The organism is Streptomyces sp. WM6372 (assembly GCF_001279655.1).
Taxonomy (GTDB): Bacteria; Actinomycetota; Actinomycetes; order Streptomycetales; family Streptomycetaceae; genus Streptomyces.
In genome coordinates this window covers 112,063-125,737 of record NZ_LGDB01000001.1, presented here as the reverse complement: position 1 = coordinate 125,737, position 13,675 = coordinate 112,063, and the positions used below count along the sequence as shown (strand labels likewise).

The 13,675-nt window shown below is 73.6% G+C and carries 14 protein-coding genes; 6 read left to right on the top strand and 8 right to left on the bottom strand.

What is annotated here, in order from left to right; all coding sequences use genetic code 11:
- Positions 1-63 precede the first annotated feature (63 nt).
- The 3 genes from ADK52_RS00600 to ADK52_RS00590 all read left to right on the top strand — a co-directional run bounded on the left by ADK52_RS00600 (position 64) and on the right by ADK52_RS00590 (position 2,808).
- Entirely contained in the window at positions 64-1,509 is a 1,446-nt protein-coding gene (locus tag ADK52_RS00600) for a DUF2252 domain-containing protein (RefSeq protein WP_078987764.1), read from the top strand.
- Between the two features lie 107 nt (positions 1,510-1,616).
- On the top strand, positions 1,617-2,426 hold the full coding sequence (locus ADK52_RS00595) for a J domain-containing protein (RefSeq protein WP_053687819.1): 810 nt from the start codon (positions 1,617-1,619) through the stop codon (positions 2,424-2,426).
- Between the two features lie 37 nt (positions 2,427-2,463).
- Complete coding sequence (locus ADK52_RS00590; protein ID WP_030153119.1) at positions 2,464-2,808, top strand: rhodanese-like domain-containing protein; 345 nt, start codon at positions 2,464-2,466, stop codon at positions 2,806-2,808.
- A 52-nt stretch (positions 2,809-2,860) separates the two neighbouring features.
- Here ADK52_RS00590 and ADK52_RS00585 read toward each other — a convergent pair whose 3' ends face one another.
- The 6 genes from ADK52_RS00585 to paaA form a co-directional block, all read right to left on the bottom strand.
- On the bottom strand, positions 2,861-4,003 hold the full coding sequence (locus ADK52_RS00585) for an acyl-CoA dehydrogenase family protein (protein WP_053687818.1): 1,143 nt from the start codon (positions 4,001-4,003) through the stop codon (positions 2,861-2,863).
- 110 nt (positions 4,004-4,113) lie between these two features.
- Positions 4,114-5,241 (bottom strand): 2Fe-2S iron-sulfur cluster-binding protein, encoded by a 1,128-nt coding sequence (locus tag ADK52_RS00580; RefSeq protein ID WP_053687817.1) that lies wholly within the window; start codon positions 5,239-5,241, stop codon positions 4,114-4,116.
- On the bottom strand, positions 5,242-5,727 hold the full coding sequence (paaD, locus tag ADK52_RS00575) for a 1,2-phenylacetyl-CoA epoxidase subunit PaaD (protein ID WP_053687922.1): 486 nt from the start codon (positions 5,725-5,727) through the stop codon (positions 5,242-5,244).
- A 68-nt stretch (positions 5,728-5,795) separates the two neighbouring features.
- Complete coding sequence (gene paaC / locus ADK52_RS00570; protein WP_053687816.1) at positions 5,796-6,551, bottom strand: 1,2-phenylacetyl-CoA epoxidase subunit PaaC; 756 nt, start codon at positions 6,549-6,551, stop codon at positions 5,796-5,798.
- Positions 6,548-6,832 (bottom strand): 1,2-phenylacetyl-CoA epoxidase subunit PaaB, encoded by a 285-nt coding sequence (gene paaB / locus ADK52_RS00565; protein ID WP_053687815.1) that lies wholly within the window; start codon positions 6,830-6,832, stop codon positions 6,548-6,550. The genes paaC and paaB overlap by 4 nt, the downstream gene beginning before the upstream one ends.
- Positions 6,829-7,848, bottom strand: a complete 1,020-nt coding sequence (gene paaA / locus ADK52_RS00560) for a 1,2-phenylacetyl-CoA epoxidase subunit PaaA (RefSeq protein WP_053687814.1) — start codon at positions 7,846-7,848, stop codon at positions 6,829-6,831. Before paaA ends, paaB begins: the two co-directional genes overlap by 4 nt.
- Positions 7,849-7,983: 135 nt before the next feature.
- Between paaA and ADK52_RS00555 the strand changes: the two genes are divergently transcribed.
- The 3 genes from ADK52_RS00555 to ADK52_RS00545 are packed head-to-tail and all read left to right on the top strand — an operon-like array spanning position 7,984 to position 10,774.
- On the top strand, positions 7,984-8,760 hold the full coding sequence (locus ADK52_RS00555; protein WP_234343254.1) for a DUF5819 family protein: 777 nt from the start codon (positions 7,984-7,986) through the stop codon (positions 8,758-8,760).
- Positions 8,757-9,971 carry an HTTM domain-containing protein gene (locus ADK52_RS00550; protein WP_078987799.1) on the top strand — a complete coding sequence of 405 codons (1,215 nt, stop codon included), beginning with the start codon at positions 8,757-8,759 and terminating at the stop codon, positions 9,969-9,971. The genes ADK52_RS00555 and ADK52_RS00550 overlap by 4 nt, the downstream gene beginning before the upstream one ends.
- Entirely contained in the window at positions 9,968-10,774 is an 807-nt protein-coding gene (locus tag ADK52_RS00545) for a TrmH family RNA methyltransferase (RefSeq protein ID WP_053687813.1), read from the top strand. Before ADK52_RS00550 ends, ADK52_RS00545 begins: the two co-directional genes overlap by 4 nt.
- Here the strand turns inward: ADK52_RS00545 and ADK52_RS00540 are convergent.
- Together ADK52_RS00540 and paaN are read right to left on the bottom strand one after the other, a co-directional pair.
- Positions 10,758-11,801: a MerR family transcriptional regulator gene (locus tag ADK52_RS00540; RefSeq protein WP_234343253.1), complete on the bottom strand. Its 1,044-nt coding sequence runs from the start codon at positions 11,799-11,801 to the stop codon at positions 10,758-10,760. The genes ADK52_RS00545 and ADK52_RS00540 overlap by 17 nt on opposite strands.
- An 80-nt stretch (positions 11,802-11,881) precedes the next feature.
- Positions 11,882-13,564 (bottom strand): phenylacetic acid degradation protein PaaN, encoded by a 1,683-nt coding sequence (gene paaN / locus ADK52_RS00535; protein ID WP_053687812.1) that lies wholly within the window; start codon positions 13,562-13,564, stop codon positions 11,882-11,884.
- Between the last annotated feature and the right edge of the window lie 111 nt (positions 13,565-13,675).

The window sequence follows — 13,675 nt, the reverse complement described above, 5'->3', positions numbered from 1 at the left end:
GGCCGGGCGGATCGATGCCGCCGGGCCGGGACAGTACGACGGGTACGGGCGGGGGCGGCACGGATGGTGGCGGTACCGGAGCAGCGGGTGGCGGAGCCGGCAGGGGCGCTGGGCACGCCGTCCGGCGGGCGGATCCCGTCCGTCGACGGGTTCGCGGCGCGGGCGGTGGCGGGTTCGCCCAAGGAGGCGGGCAAGGCCCTGAGGCTGCGGGTGCCGCGTTCGGCGCACGCGCACTTCGAGGCCCCGGCCGGGCGGCCGGACGCGGTGCGGGCGGTGGAGGAGTCCAACGTCGGGCGGGTTCCCGAGCTGGCGCCGATACGCGTCGGCCGGATGGCCGCGAACCCCTTCGCGTTCCTGCGCGGGGCGGCCGGGCTGATGGCGCACGACCTGTCCGGTGGCCCGGTGACCGGTGTCGGCGCACAGATCTGCGGTGACGCCCACGCGGCGAACTTCGGCCTGTACGGGGATGCCCGCGGCCGGCTCGTCATCGACCTGAACGACTTCGACGAGACCGTGTTCGGCCCGTGGGAGTGGGACGTGAAGCGGCTCGCGACCTCGCTGGTCCTGGCCGGGCGGGTGGCCGGCGCGGACGAGGACACCTGCCGGGCCGCGGCGCACGACGCGGTGGGCGCGTACCGCCGGACCATGCGACTGCTGGCCAAGCTGCCGGCGCTGGACGCCTGGAACGCCATCGCGGACGAGGAGCTCGTCTCGCACACCGACGCCCGGGACCTGCTGGGCACCCTGGAGCGGGTCTCGGAGAAGGCCCGCAACAACACCTCGGCGCGGTTCGCCGCCAAGTCCACCGAGGCCGGCGCCGACGGGGCCCGCCGCTTCGTGGACGCGCTGCCGGTGCTGCGCCGGGTCGGCGACGGGGAGGCGGCGGCCGTGGCGGCCGCGCTGGGCCCGTACCTGAAGACCCTCCAGGGTGACCGGCTGCCGCTGCTGGCCCGGTACGCCATCCACGACGTGGCCTTCCGGGTGGTCGGCACCGGGAGCGTCGGCACCCGCTCGTACGTGGTGCTGCTGCTGGACCACCGGGGCGAGCCTCTGGTGCTCCAGGTGAAGGAGGCGCGGCCGTCGGTGCTGCTGCCGTACCTGCCCGCGCTGGGCTTCGAGAGCGCGGTCGAGGAGCACGAGGGCCGCCGGGTGGTGGCCGGGCAGAAGCGGATGCAGGTGGTCTCGGACATCCTGCTGGGCTGGACCACGGTGGAGGGGCGGCCGTACCAGGTACGGCAGTTCCGCAACCGCAAGGGCAGCGTGGACCCGGCGGCGCTGGCCCCCGACCAGATCGACGACTACGGGCGGATGACCGGCGCCCTGCTGGCCCGGGCGCACGCGCACAGCGCCGATCCGCGGCTGCTGGCCGGGTACTGCGGCAAGAACGACGAGCTGGACGAGGCGATGGCCACCTTCGCGGTGGCGTACGCCGACCGGAGCGAGGCCGACCACGAGCACCTGGTGTCGGCGGTGAAGTCCGGGCGGATCGCGGCGGAGGCCGGGGTCTGAGCGGGTCAGGGCCCCGGGCCCGCCCGGCCCGGGGCCGGGGGTCACGGTCGCGGGTCGATGTTCCACGTGAAACATCGGCCCGGGCCAACCGGCCGTAGGCTGGCCGGGTGAGCGAGCAGCAGACTGAAGAGACGGGCGACGAGCGTCCCGAGGCGCGCCTGGAGCGCGCCGTTCGGGCCGCCGAGCAGGCGCTGATCGAGTTCGAGATCGCGGTGGAGACCTTCCGGGTGGAGGTGGAGAACTTCTCCCGGCTGCACCACCAGAAGCTCGGCCCGATGTACTCGCGGCTCGACGAGCTGGATGCGCTGATCGCCGAAGCGAAGGCGGAGCGCAGCGGGGACGCCGAGGATCTGCGGCGGGCCCGGGACGCCCGCTCGCTGGTGATGCCGATGCCCGGGGTGGACGAGCTGTTCCACGACTGGATGGATGCGGAGGGCATCTCCGACGACGCGTCGGCGATGCTCACCGACCGGCCGGTGCGGCCCCCGCAGCGGGTCAGGCCGTCGGAGGAGGTACGCCGCCTCTACCGCGAGCTGGTCCGCCAGGCGCACCCGGACCTCGCCCGGGACGAAGCCGAGCGCGAGCGCCGCGACGCGTTCATCGCGCGGGTCAACGCGGCGTACGGGCGGGGCGAGGAGCAGCTCCTGCGCGAGCTGGCCGAGGAGTGGGCGGCGGGTCCCGTGCCGGAGGCCGTGCGGCAGCTGAACGAGAGCGAGGAGCTGTACGCCCGGCTGGAGTGGCTGGCACGGCGCAAGGAGCTGCTGTCGACGGTGGCGCGCGAGCTGGAGGACAGCGCGATCGGATCGATGCTGCGCATGGCGCCGGAGGATCCGGACCGCCTGCTGGAAGAGATCGCGGAGCAGCTGCTCGCGGATGTCGCGAAGCGTGAGGCGGAGCTCGCCGCGCTCGTTGGATAGGTTGGGGACACAGATCTGCGATGAGAGAAGGCGACGTATGAACTTCGGACCGCTTCCCTCGGTGGACGCCGCCGCGGTGCCCTCCGAAGGCTTTGTCCTCGACGTCCGTGAGGACGACGAATGGGCTGCCGGCCACGTGGAAGGTGCCCTGCACATCCCGATGAGCGACTTCGTGGCCCGCTTCGGTGAGCTGACGGAGGCCGTCGAGGACGGCCGCCGCGTGCACGTGATGTGCCGGGTCGGCGGGCGCTCCGCGCAGGTCACCCAGTACCTCGTGCGCCAGGGCGTCGACGCCGTGAACATCGACGGCGGCATGCAGGCCTGGGACGGCGCCGGGCGCCCGATGGTGACCGACAACGGGAACCCGGCCTTCGTGCTCTAGGGCGTTCGGCCGGGCCGCCGGGCGCGGTCAGCTGGCGGTCGGCGGTCGGCGGTCAGGCGAGGGCGTGGGCGGCCAGCAGGTCGCCCAACGCCTCCTCGTGCGCGGCGGCCGGGCCCAGCTGGAGCTCCAGCTGCTTGGCCCACGCGTGGTAGCGGTGCAGCGGGTAGTCGGTGTCGGCGCCGAAGCCGCCGTGCAGGTGCTGCGCGGTCTGGACGACCCGGCGTACCCCCTCCGAGGCCCAGATCTTCGCGACGGCGACGTCCCCGGCGCTCGGCAGCGGGCCGCCGGCTCCACCGGTCGCCGCGTCGAGCCGCCAGGCCGCCTGCCAGAGGGTGACCTCCATGGCGCGCAGGTCGATGTAGCGGTCGGCGGCCTGGACGGCGACGGCCTGGAAGGTGGCCACCGGGAAGCCGAACTGCTCCCGTTTGCTGGTGTATTGGCTGGTCATGGTGAGCACGCCCGTGCCCAGGCCGAGTGCCAGGGCGCAGGTCCCGGTGGCGAGGAGCTGGCGCAGCCGCTCCCAGGCCCCCGGGGTGTCGATGAGGTGGCTCGCGGGCACCCGTACGCCGTCCAGGGCGAGTTCGGCCAGCCGCTCCCCGCTGGTGGAGACCTGGTCGGCCAGGGTGAGGCCCTCGGCGGTGCGCGGGACGAGCGCCAGGACGGCCTCCCCCTCGCCGCTGTGGGCCGGTACGGCGATCCAGTCGGCGCCCTGCGCCCACGGGACGGCCGTCTGCACCCCGTCGAGGATCCACCGGGTGCCTTCGCGGCGGGCCGTGACGGCGAGTTCCGCGGGATCGTGGCCGCTGCGGCCGTGTGCGGCGGCGGTGAGGACGAGGGTCCCGCGCCCGGCAGCGGGCAGCAGGGCGGCGGCCAGTTCGGGGCTGCCGTGGGCCTGGACGGCCATGGCGGTGGCGCAGTGCTCCAGCAGCGGCACCCGGGCCAGCACCTTCGCCGCCTCGCGCAGCACCAGGCACAGGGCGATCGCGTCGAGGCCCGCGCCGCCGTGCTCCTCGGCGAGGACCAGGCTCAGCAGGTCGGACGCGGCGAGCTTGGCCCACAGCGGCCGGTCGAAGTCCTCGGCGACGGCCCCCGGGGTCAGCGCGGGGCTGGGCACGCCGTCCGGGGCGACGTCCGCGAAGACGGCCTTCGCCGCCTCGACGGCGGCCTGCTGCTCCTCGGTGAAGGTGAAGTCCACTGCCTGTCCTCCCGCGCGCACCGGATCCCGGTCAGGCCCGGTCCGGGCCTGACGGTGCGTCAAGATAGAGCACGCGGTGGAAAATGCACAGGGTGGGGAAACGGACCGCCTCAGCGGTCGAAGTCGATCTCCACTTCCTCGGTCACCGCGTGCGACTGGCAGGCCAGCACGAACCCGGCCTCCGTCTCCTCCGACTCCAGCGCGAAGTTCCGGTCCATCCGGACCTCGCCCGTGACCAGGAACGCCCGGCAGGTGCCGCAGACCCCGCCCTTGCAGGCGTACGGGGCGTCCGCGCGGTTGCGCAGCACGGCGTCCAGCAGGGACTCGCCGTCCTGGACCGGCCAGGTCCCGGAGCGGCCGTCGAGACGGGCCGTGACCCGTACGTGGGACGGGGCCGCGGCAGGGGCCGGAGCCGCCGTGTCCTCGACGTGGAAGATCTCCTCGTGGATCCGGGTCCGGACGACGCCGAGCGTGCCGAGCGCCCGCTCCGCGCCCATGACCAGCCCGTACGGGCCGCACAGGTACCAGCCCGTCACCTCCGCGACGGGCAGCAGTGCCGGCAGCAGGGCCTTCAGCCGCTCTTCGTCGAGGCGGCCGGACGGCAGCCCGGCCTCCTGCTCCTCGCGGGAGAGGACGGTCACCAGCTGGAACCGGTCCGGGAAACGGTCCTTGAGGTCGGCGACCTCGTCCAGGAACATCGTCGACGCGGCCGTGCGGTCGCTGCGGACCAGGCAGAACCGGGCGTCGGGCCGCGCCGCCAGCAGCGAGGCGGCGATCGACAGCACCGGGGTGATCCCGCTGCCGCCGACGATCGCCGCGTAGTGCCCGGCGGCCGGGGCGGCGGCCGGCTCCAGGACGAAGCGCCCGGCCGGGACCATCACGTCCAGCACGTCGCCGGCGGCGATCTCCTTGTGGGCGAACGTGGAGAACTCGCCGCCCTCCACCAGCCGCACGCCCACCCGCAGCTCCGCCGGGCCCGGGCCCGCGGGGGCCGGGGCGGGCGAGCAGATCGAGTACGTGCGGCGGACCTCCGTGCCCTCGGGGGTACGGCGGCGCAGCGTGAGGTGCTGGCCAGGGGCGTGCAGGTACTCGCCGCGCAGCTCCTCGGGGACCCGCAGGGTCAGCGCCACGGAGTCGTCGGTGAGCCGGTCGACCGCCGCCACCGTCAGCGGGTGGAAGGCGCCGTGGCGCGCGGGGCGCCCGGAGCCCGACGTGGGCGACGGCGTGGACGCGGCCATCTACAGCTCCTTGAAGTGGTCGAACGGTTCACGGCAGGCGGTGCAGCGGCGCAGCGCCTTGCATGCGGTGGAGGAGAACCGGCTGAGCAGCTCGGTGTCGGTGGATCCGCAGTTCGGGCAGCGGACCGAGAGGGTGAGGGGGACCGGCCCGCCGGCCGCGTGCGGGCGGGGCGGGGCGATGCCGAACTCGGCGAGCTTGCGCCGCCCCTCGGCGCTGATGTCGTCGGTGGACCAGGCCGGGGCCAGGACGGTGCGCACCCGCACGTCCGGAATGCCGTGGCCGGTCAGGACCCGCTCGATGTCGCCGGACATGGCCTCGATGGCGGGGCAGCCGGTGTAGGTCGGGGTCAGGGTGACCTCGACGTGGCCGTCCTCGTACATCCGCACCCCGCGCATCACGCCCAGCTCGGCGAGGCTGAGGACGGGCAGCTCGGGGTCGGGGACGGAGCCGGCCAGCTCGGCCAGCTCCGCCTCCAGGCGGGTCATCGCCTCGGGGGCCTGCGGCGCCGCTGTCTGGGGCCCGCCCGCGGGGGCCGTGGTGCGGGGCTTGTCCGTCACCATGACGCCCCCGGATGGCTGCGGTGCAGGTGCTGCATCTCGGCGAGCAGCCTGCCGAACGACTCGGTGTGCAGGCCCTGGCGGCCCGCCCCGGCGGCCCAGGCGCCGGTGCGCGGGCCTTCGGGCAGCGCGAGCCCGGCCCGCTCCAGCACACCGCCCACGGCGGCCAGCCAGCGGCCCTCCAGGGCGGCCCAGTCCACGCCGTCGACGCCGTCGACCGGCTGGAACATCTCGCCGGTGTACTTCCACAGCGCGTCCAGGGCGGCCCGCATGCGGGCGCGGCTCTCCTGCGTGCCGTCGCCGAGCCGCAGGGTCCACTGCTCGGCGTGGTCGCGGTGGTACGCGGTCTCCTTGACGGCCTTGGCCGCGAGCGGGGCGAACGGGCCGTCGCCGGCCGCCAGCTCCGCGTACAGCTCGTGCTGGTGGAAGGAGAAGTAGAGCTGGCGGGCGATGGTGTGGGCGAAGTCCCCGTTCGGCTGCTCGACCAGCTGGAGGTTGCGGAAGGACCGCTCCTCGCGCAGGAAGGCCAGCTCGTCCTCGTCGCCGGCCATGGTCAGCAGGACGCGGGCCTGGCCGAGCAGGTCGAGCGCGATGTTCGCGAGGGCGACCTCCTCCTCCAGGACGGGTGCGTGCCCCGCCCACTCGCCGAGGCGGTGGGAGAGGATCAGCGCGTCGTCCCCGAGCGCGAGGGCCGCCGACCGGACGACGTCCGGCTGAACGGCATCGGACTGAACGGCATCGGTGCTGGTCACAGGTGGTTCACCCCCTCGGGGATCTCGTAGAAGGTCGGGTGCCGGTACGGCTTGTCGGCCGAGGGGGCGAAGAAGGGGTCGCGCTCGTCCGGCGAGGACGCGGTGATCTCGGCGGAGGGGACCACCCAGATCGAGATGCCCTCGCCGCGCCGGGTGTAGAGGTCGCGGGCGTTGCGCAGGGCCATCTCCGCGTCGGGTGCGTGCAGGCTGCCCGCGTGCGTGTGCGAGAGGCCGCGGCGCGAGCGCACGAACACCTCCCACAGTGGCCAGTTCTGCGTCATACCCCTGCCTCCTCGTTCTTCGCCGTGCTCTGTACGGCGTGGTGTGCGCTGTGCTTCTCCGCGTACGCCGCGGCCGCCTCGCGGACCCAGGCGCCTTCCTCGTGGGCCCGGCGGCGCTGGCCGATCCGCTGTTCGTTGCAGGGGCCGTTGCCCTTGAGCACGTCCCAGAACTCCGCCCAGTCGATGGCGCCGAAGTCGTGGTGCCCGCGCTCCTCGTTCCACTTCAGGTCCGGGTCGGGCAGGGTCAGGCCCAGCGCCTCGGCCTGCGGAACGGCGATGTCCACGAAGCGCTGGCGCAGCTCGTCGTTGGAGTGCCGCTTGATCCGCCAGGCCATGGACTGCGCGGAGTGCGCCGATTCGTCGTCCGGCGGGCCGAACATCATCAGCGAGGGCCACCACCAGCGGTCCACGGCGTCCTGCGCCATCGCGTGCTGCGCCTCGGTGCCCTTGGACAGGGCCATGAGGAGCTCGAAGCCCTGGCGCTGGTGGAAGGACTCCTCCTTGCAGATCCGCACCATCGCGCGGGCGTACGGCCCGTACGAGCAGCGGCAGATCGGCACCTGGTTGGTGATCGCGGCGCCGTCCACGAGCCAGCCGATCGCGCCGACATCGGCCCAGGTCAGCGTGGGGTAGTTGAAGATCGAGGAGTACTTCTGCTTGCCGGAGTGCAGCTTGTCGAGCAGCTCGTCGCGGCTGGTGCCCAGGGTCTCGGCGGCGCTGTACAGGTAGAGGCCGTGTCCGGCCTCGTCCTGGACCTTGGCCATCAGGATCGCCTTGCGGCGCAGCGAGGGCGCGCGGGTGATCCAGTTGGCCTCGGGCTGCATTCCGATGATCTCGGAGTGGGCGTGCTGGGCCATCTGGCGTACGAGCGAGGCGCGGTACGCCTCGGGCATCCAGTCGCGCGGCTCGACGCGCTCCTCGGCCGCCACGGCGGCGTCGAAGGCCGCCGCGAGCTGTGCCCCGAGGTCAGCCCCGAGGCCTGAGTCCTGCCCCGTTTCCGGGGTCACTGCCACCATCCCGGCCCCCTGCCAGAGATTGTTGACCGCCCGACCGACCGATCGTTCGGTTCGTACTCTTCAATGGTGGGTCGGCGGCCCGTAGGGTGTCAACCTCTGAGGTCAACCCTGTGGACGCCGGATGATCGGGGCGGGATGGAATCGAACGAGCGCGAGCCCGCGGAAGCAGCTGTTCCGCCGGCCGATCCGCCGGTTCCCCAGCCCGTCGCCGCGGTAGCCGTCCCGTCGGCCCGTCCCCCGGCGGATCCGCCCGTCGAGCCCCTGGCCGAGCTGCCCGCCGACCCGGCGGAGCCCGCGCGGGCTCCCGGGATCGCGGGCCTGTCCGCCCCGTACCGGGTCCTGGCGGCCCTCGCCCTGGCAGCCGTGGGCCTCGCCGCCTGCGGGCACCTGGCGCTGGTCTTCCTGCACGTCGCCCCGTCCAACACGGTGAGCAAGCGGCACGCGCAGACGGTCGACGACTGGATCTACCCCGAGTTCGAGCAGAACTGGAAGCTCTTCGCCCCCAACCCGCTCCAGCAGAACATCGCGGTGGAGGTACGGGCGGAGGTCCGCGCGCCCGGCGGCGCACCGGTCGCCGGCGGCTGGCGCGACCTGTCCGCGCAGGACGGCGCGGCCATCCGGCACGGCCTGCTGCCGAGCCACACGCGCCAGAACGAGCTGCGCCGGGCCTGGGACTTCTTCACCGGCTCGCACGACGAGGACAACAAGCCGATCGGCGAGCGCGGCGATCTGTCGGAGCAGTACCTGCGGCGGATCGCGCTGAACCGGCTCGCGGACGACGGGATCGCCCGGGGCGAGATCGTGCGGATCCAGCTGCGCTCGGCGACGCGGGCGGTGGCGGCCCCGCCGTGGAGCGACGAGAAGACCGACACCCAGACGTACTACCGGGAGCTGCCGTGGTGGACGGTGTGAGGCGGGCACCGGCGGCCGCTCCGGCGGCTGCGCGGGCGGCCGCGCGGGTACGGGCCGCCGCCGGCCGGGCGGTCGCCCAGGTCAGCGGGCGAGCCCTGGGGCCGTACCAGAGCGCCGTCGTCCGGATCGGTTTCTCGGGGACCTGGCTGTTCTTCCTGCTGCGGGAGTTCCCGCACCGCAGCGAGCTCTACGGGCCGGGCGGACCCTGGAGCTTCGGGCTGGCGGAGCGGCTGATCGCCTCGAACCACGCCTTCTCGGTGCTGATGTGGTCGGACTCGGAGCTGTGGTTCCAGACCGTCTACGCGGTGTCGGTGCTGTCCAGCCTGCTGCTGATGCTGGGCTGGCGGACGCGCGCGACGTCCGTGGTGTTCATGGTCGGCGTGCTGTCGCTGCAGAACCGCAGCGTGTTCATGGGCGACGGCGGGGACAACGTCATCCACCTGATGGCGATGTACCTGGTGCTGACGCGGTGCGCGCAGGTGTGGTCGCTGGACGCGCGGCGCGCGCGGCTGCGGGGGTCGGCCTCGGCGGGGGCGGCCGGGCCGGTGCTGTGGGGCGTGCTGGGCGTTCTGTTCGCGTACGGGGCGGTGACGGATCGGTTCGGCTACGGCTGGCTGGCGGCCTTCGCGGCACTGTGGGTCGTGTGCGCGCTGTGGTGGATGGTGGACCGGTACGAACCGCAGGGCGAGGGGCGGGCGGTCCTGGACGTCCTGGCGAACCTGGTCCACAACGCCGGGCTGCTGGTGATCATGGCGGAGGTCTGCCTGATCTACGCGACGGCCGGCTGGTACAAGATCCAGGGATCGCGCTGGCAGGACGGGACCGCGCTGTACTACCCGCTCGGGCTGGACTACTTCACGCCGTGGCCGGGGCTGTCCGCGGTGCTGGCGGGGAGCGGGACGGTGGTGATGCTGCTGTCGTACGGGACGGTGGCGGTGCAGGTCGCGTTTCCGTTCACCGTGTTCAACCGGCGGATCAAGAACGTGCTGCTGGCGTTGATGATGCTGGAGCACGCGGGGATCGCCGTGCTGCTGGGGCTGCCGTTCTTCTCCCTGGCGATGATCGCCGCCGACGCGGTGTTCCTGCCGACGGCGTTCCTGGTCTGGCTCGGGGCGCGGGTCGCCGCGCGGCGACCGGTGCGGCCCGCTCCGGTGCCGGTGCCGGAGCCGGAGCCGGCCCCGGAACCGCGGCCCGTACGCTCGGCGGTATGACTGAGCAGCACGGGAGCCCCGACGGGAGCCATCACGGGAGCCCCGACGGGAGCCCCGACGAGAGCGCACGGCAGTGGCGGGAGGCCGCCGAGCGGGGGGACCTCGTACTCCTCGACGGGTTCCACGCGCTGAAGCACGCCCTGCGGTTCGGGGCCGACGTGCGGGTCGTCGTGGCCGACGATCCCGATGCCGTACGGGCGCTGGCCGCCGAGCTGGCTCCGGACGTCGCGGGCGAGGTGGGGCGGCTGGTGCGCGGGGGCGAGCTGCGGACGCTCGTGAACCGGGTGCATCCCACCGGGGTGGCGGCGCTGGCCGTGCGGCCCGACCGGGCCGAAGGGCGGGCCCGGCTCGACCGGCAGCCCCGGACCGCGCCCGTCGTCGTGCTCGACAACCCCCGCAACCTCGGCAACGTCGGCGCGGTCGTCCGGCTCGCGGCGGGGTTCGGCGCCACCGGTGTCGTCACCCGCGGCGATCTCGATCCCTGGCACCCCAACGTGGTCCGCGCCGGAGCGGGGCTGCACTACGCCACCACCGTGGACCGGGTGGAGCTCGACGCCCTGCCCGCCGGGCCGCTCTACGCACTCGACCCGGAGGGCGAGGACATCCGCGCCCTCACCCTCCCGGACGACGCCCTGCTCGCCTTCGGCTCGGAGCGGCACGGCATCTCACCCGAGCTGCGCGAACGGGCCGACCACCTGGTCTCCCTGCCGATGCGACCGCAGGTCTCCAGCTACAACCTGGCCACCAGCGTGGCCATGACCCTCTTCCACTGGGGCGGGCCGAAGGTCATGCCTCGAGACTGACCGGCATCAGGAGCGAGAAGGCGTCCTCGACGTCGCGGCGCAGGAGGACGAGCGGGGCCTTGGGGCCGACGTACTCCAGCAGCATCTCCTCCCCGGCGGCGAGCGCGTCGAGCAGGAAGGCGGGGTTGACCCCGACCCGGTCACCGGTGGAGTCGTCGTCGCCGACGGTCACGGTGTCGGTCAGGGTGAGGACGCACACCTCGCCGTCCTGCGCCGCGAGGGCCCGGCGCAGGGCCGGTACGTCCAGGGTGAGGCGGCGGCCCTCGGGCAGCCGGCTGAGGCGGCGGTAGTCGGGGAACTCCTCGCCGAGGCCCTGCCCGGCGACCTGGCGGCCCTGGGTCTCCAGCTCCACCTTGTCCCCGTCCACGGTGAGGCGGGCCGGGGCCCCGTCGGTCAGCAGGGCGCGCATCGCGTCCGCGAGCGGGGTGGGCACGGTCGCCTGGACCCGCCCGCCGTCGTGGCCGGTGGCGGACGTGCGGGCGACGGCCATCCGGTAGCGGTCCGTGGCCACGAGGTGCAGGGCCCCGCCCTCGATGTCGAAGTGGATCCCGCCGAGCATCGAGAGCTCGGGGTCGGTCCCGGCGGCGAAGCGTACGGCGTCCAGCGCGGCCGCGAGCTCGCCGCCCGCAACGGTGAGCCGGGCGGTGGTGGTGGCGGGGGCGGTGGTCATGGAGGTCTCCTGGTGTCCGAGTAGGGCCCGTACCGTGGAGAGTTCCTCGCGCGCTTCGGCCAGCCCGCGTTCGAGCCGCCGCAGATGCCCGTCGAGCAGCCGGGGCACCAGACCGGTTTCCCCGCCGGCCCAGCCGGCCAGCACCAGCCGGATGTCCGCGAGCGGCATCCCCGAGCGCCGCAGCCGGGCCAGCAGCCGCGCCTCGCCGAGCTGCTCGGGCGCGTACCAGCGGTACCCGGTCACCGGATCGACCCATGCCGGTACGAGGACGCCCGCGCGGTCGTAGAACCGCAGGGCGCTCACCCCCAGCCCGCTGTCGCGGCCCATCTCGCCGATGCTGCGCATGTCGCTCTCCACGCCCACGACTCTGGGACCTCCACCAGGTCGAGGGTCAAGCGGGCCCGGCGCCGCCACGCCGGGCCCGCCCGTCCGCGGCCTCAGGCCTGGCGGCGGATCTCCACCATGCGGAAGCGGTTCGAGACGAAGGCCCCGTCACAGAGGGCCGCGTTGGCGGCCGGGTTGCCGCCCGAGCCGTGGAAGTCCGAGAAGGCCGCGGTCTGGTTGACGTAGACCCCGCCCGTCAGGTTCAGGGAGAGCTGCGCCGACTCCTCCAGGCAGACCTCCTCGATGGCCCGCTCGGTGTCGGCCGACGTGGTGTAGGCGCCGACCGTCATCGCGCCCTTCTCCCGCACCGTGCGGCGCAGGAGGTCCAGGGCGTCGGCCGTCGAGTCCACGGCCACCGCGAAGGACACCGGGCCGAAGCACTCCGACAGGTACGGGGCCTCCGGATCCGGCTTGGAGGCGTCCAGCTTCACCATCACCGGCGTACGGACCACCGCGTCCGGGAACTCCGGGTTCACCACCTCGCGCGAGGCCAGTGCCACCTCACCGAGGCCGGCAGCCGCCTCCAGGCGGGTCTTGACGTCCGGGTTGACCAGGGCGCCGAGCAGCGCGTTGGCCCGGGCGTCGTCGCCCAGCAGGCCGCCGACCGAGGCCGCGAGGTCCGCGACGACCTCGTCGTACGACTTGTGGCCGGCGTCCGTCTCGATGCCGTCCCGCGGGATCAGCAGGTTCTGCGGGGTGGTGCACATCTGGCCGCTGTACAGGGACAGGGAGAACGCCAGGTTGGAGAGCATCCCCTTGTAGTTCGAGGTCGAGTCGACGACGACCGTGTTGACGCCGGCCTTCTCCGTGTAGACCTGGGCCTGGCGGGCGTTGGTCTCCAGCCAGTCGCCGAACTCGGTCGAGCCGGTGTAGTCGATCAGCTTGATCTCGGGGCGGACGGCCAGGGTCTTGGCGATGCCCTCGCCCGGCCGCTCCACGGCCAGCGCCACGAGGTTCGGGTCGAAGCCCGCCTCGGCGAGGACCTCGCGGGCCACCTTCACCGTCAGGGCCAGCGGGAGCACGGCGCGCGGGTGCGGCTTGACCAGCACCGCGTTGCCCGTGGCCAGGGAGGCGAACAGGCCCGGGTAGCCGTTCCAGGTCGGGAAGGTGTTGCAGCCGATCATCAGGGAGATGCCGCGCGGCACGGCCGTGAAGGTCTTGCCGAGCTCCAGCGGGTCCCTCTTGCCCTGCGGCTTCGACCAATCGGCCTGGCCGGGGACGCGGGTCTGCTCCTCGTACGCGTACGCCACCGCCTCCAGGCCGCGGTCCTGTGCGTGCGGGCCGCCCGCCTGGAACGCCATCATGAAGGCCTGGCCGCTGGTGTGCATGACCGCGTGCGCGAACTCGTGCGTCCGCGCGCCGATCCGGGCCAGGATCTCGATGCAGACCAGGGCGCGGGCCTCGGGCCCGGCGTCCCGCCAGGCGCCCATGCCGGCCTTCATAGCGGGCAGCAGCACGTCCGGGTCGACGTGCGGGTACTCGACGCCCAGCTCGGGGCCGTACGGGGACACCTCGCCGCCGGTCCAGCCGTCGGTGCCGGGCTGGTCCAGGTCGAAGCGGGCGCCGCGGACGGCCTCGAAGGCGGCGAGCCCGTCGGCCGGCGCGGTCTCGCCGTAGGCCTTGGGGTGCTCCGGATGCGGGGACCAGTAGGCGCGGCTGCGGATGGCCGCCAGGGCCTGGTCCAGCGTGGACCGGTGCTTGTCGGACAGCAGGGGGACGGTGAGCTCGGCGGCCATCAGGGACCAACTCCTCGTTGAGCCGGGCAAGATCAGGCTGGGTCGCAGACTGAGATCAGGCAGGGGCGGGTGAAGAAGAGCAGACTGGAGTTAGAGTAACCGAACGATCGG